The organism is Brachyspira catarrhinii (genome assembly GCF_005518285.1).
Classification (GTDB): domain Bacteria; phylum Spirochaetota; class Brachyspiria; order Brachyspirales; family Brachyspiraceae; genus Brachyspira; species Brachyspira catarrhinii.
This window is the reverse complement of record NZ_SJDU01000368.1, coordinates 1-2,238: the sequence shown is the minus strand read 5'-3', so window position 1 is coordinate 2,238 and position 2,238 is coordinate 1. Positions and strand designations below refer to the sequence as shown.

Genomic DNA, 2,238 nt, shown 5'->3' with positions numbered 1-2,238 from the left:
TTTGCGGGAGTAATGAAGAAAATAAGTTTTGACATAGCCCCTGCGTATATTAAAGGATTAGAAACCGTAACACCTCTTTTAAGCACTTTTGGAGAGACTTTAAGCAAAGGCATAACATCTGTAATAGACTTTTTTACGGCTTTTGCCTCATCTGAAGATAAAGGGGCATTTTTGAAAGATAAAGCAGGCGGACTTGTATCAATGGCAGGCGAAGGCTTAAAAACAGTATGGGACGGCGTAACTGATTATTTAAAGACTAAGTGGGACGAAGTAGTACAGTTTTTCAAAGATAAATGGGGCGAGTTCACAAAATCTATTACTGGGAAGTTTCAAGAAATTGGTACAAACATTAAAATAGCTTTATCGCCTACAACTGATATATTTAAATATGCTAATCCGTTTGGAGAAAAACCTAAAAATTGGCTTGGTAAATCATATATAACAGATCCTACTGAAAGTATGTATACTAAAATGTGGAATGAAATAAAAAAAGATTATTCCTTTATGACAAAACAAGGAGAGTTTTATGACCCCAATACTCATACTCAAGATGATTTAAGGATAAATGACGGCATTATTACAAAAAATGGGCAAGTAATAAAAACAGATCCTCAGGATTATATATTCGCAATGAAACAGCCTCAAAAATTAGCTTCTTCAGGAGCAGGCGGTGGTACATACAATATAAATATTAACGCCAATATTCGTAATGATAGCGATATACGAAAAATGAAAAATGAATTAGAAAAATTAATAAAATCTTTTAATTCTAAAAGATAAATAAAATAAGCTAATATTTTATAATGAAATATTAGCTTTAATATAAGCTATCTATCATTATATTTTTATATAAATCTAATATAGTTAATAAATCTTTACAGAATGATTTATAGTCAACTTTTAGTATATTCTCTGATTTATATTCATTAGTAAATATTATATCTATATTACTTCCATCAATAAATTTAGTTAATGATTTATGTAAAGCTGATATATCTGAATATTTTTCAATTTTTTTAAAGTATGTTACTTTATAATTATTTTTATTATCATTAATATTATAAATATTATCTAATAATTTATAGTATTTATATTTACTAATTATATCTATAGTTTTATCTATAGTAGATAAATTAGATATTAACACTATTGATTCATCAAACTTTTTTAAAAGAATTGTATCATAGTTATTATTTGTATAAGATGTTTCTGGAGTTTTAATAGATAAGTATAAACTAATATTATCAAATTCATTTACTATATTAAAATAATAATCTTCAGTTACAAGAACGTAATAAGTATTGTATCCAGAATGAATCATTTTTATGTTATCAGGGATTTCAAAAGAAAATAATATTGAGTTAATTAATAATATAAATAAGAATAGAAGTTTTTTCATATTAATAATCCTATAATTTATAAAAATAATTTACAACCTATCTATAACTATATCTCTATACAAATTTAATATAGTTAAGAAATCTTTATAAAATGATTTATAATTAGCTCTTAAGATATTTTCTGATTTATATTCGTCATAATCTCTAGTAACTCCAATAGTAAAAATTATATCTATATCGTTACCATAATCATTAATAAACTCTATTAATACTTCACGCATTCCCAATATATCAGAAGTTTTTTCAAATTTTTCAAAATATGTTAATCTATATCCATCACTATTACAATTATTGTAAATATCATATAGATACGGATTCCCATACCCTTCTATTATTTCTATTCGTTTATCTTCATATGATAAATCGGATATTGATGTAATTGATTTATCTAATTTCATTAAAAAAACTCTTTCATAATTATGTCTATTCGTATATGATAATTTCGGAGTTTTTATAGATAAATACAAACTAAGATTATTATTATTTATATCTACTAGGTTAAAATAATAGTCTTCTGTTACTAAAATATAGTGTGTTTTAAATTCTTCGTTAATAATTTGCACATTGTCAGGAACTTCAAAAGAAAATAATATTGAGTTAGTTAATAATATAAATAATACTAACAGTTTTTTCATAAATATCACCCTACAAATAATGAAGTATAATAAAAAGTCTATACATTTTTTATACTTTTACAACAGTTTATAAGCGGTTTTTTTCGATTTTTTACTTAAAATTAGGAATTATAAAAGTGAAAAGTATTGGTTCTTTTATATATAAACTAACTATAGTATAAATCTTTTTTCTTTTCTCTACTCTATAATTTAAGCAAATGGCT

3 protein-coding genes are annotated in these 2,238 nt (G+C 23.8%); 1 reads left to right on the top strand and 2 read right to left on the bottom strand.

Going from position 1 to position 2,238, the window contains the following annotated elements; translation table 11 throughout:
- On the top strand, window positions 1-780 hold a 780-nt coding region (locus EZH24_RS10570), incomplete at its 5' end, for a hypothetical protein (protein ID WP_236847167.1).
- Window positions 781-817: 37 nt separating this feature from the next.
- Here the strand turns inward: EZH24_RS10570 and EZH24_RS10565 are convergent.
- Together EZH24_RS10565 and EZH24_RS10560 are read right to left on the bottom strand one after the other, a co-directional pair.
- A complete protein-coding gene (locus EZH24_RS10565; protein ID WP_137999087.1) occupies window positions 818-1,399 on the bottom strand; it encodes a hypothetical protein in 582 nt (193 codons plus the stop codon).
- Between the two features lie 30 nt (window positions 1,400-1,429).
- Complete coding sequence (locus EZH24_RS10560; RefSeq protein ID WP_137999086.1) at window positions 1,430-2,035, bottom strand: hypothetical protein; 606 nt, start codon at window positions 2,033-2,035, stop codon at window positions 1,430-1,432.
- Window positions 2,036-2,238 lie beyond the last annotated feature (203 nt).

What these genes read in the sequence shown, in the direction of transcription:
- EZH24_RS10565 (WP_137999087.1), bottom strand. Translation starts at nt 1,399, where the DNA reads ATGAAAAAACTTCTATTCTTATTTATATTATTAATTAACTCAATATTA.
- EZH24_RS10560 (WP_137999086.1), bottom strand. Translation starts at nt 2,035, where the DNA reads ATGAAAAAACTGTTAGTATTATTTATATTATTAACTAACTCAATATTA.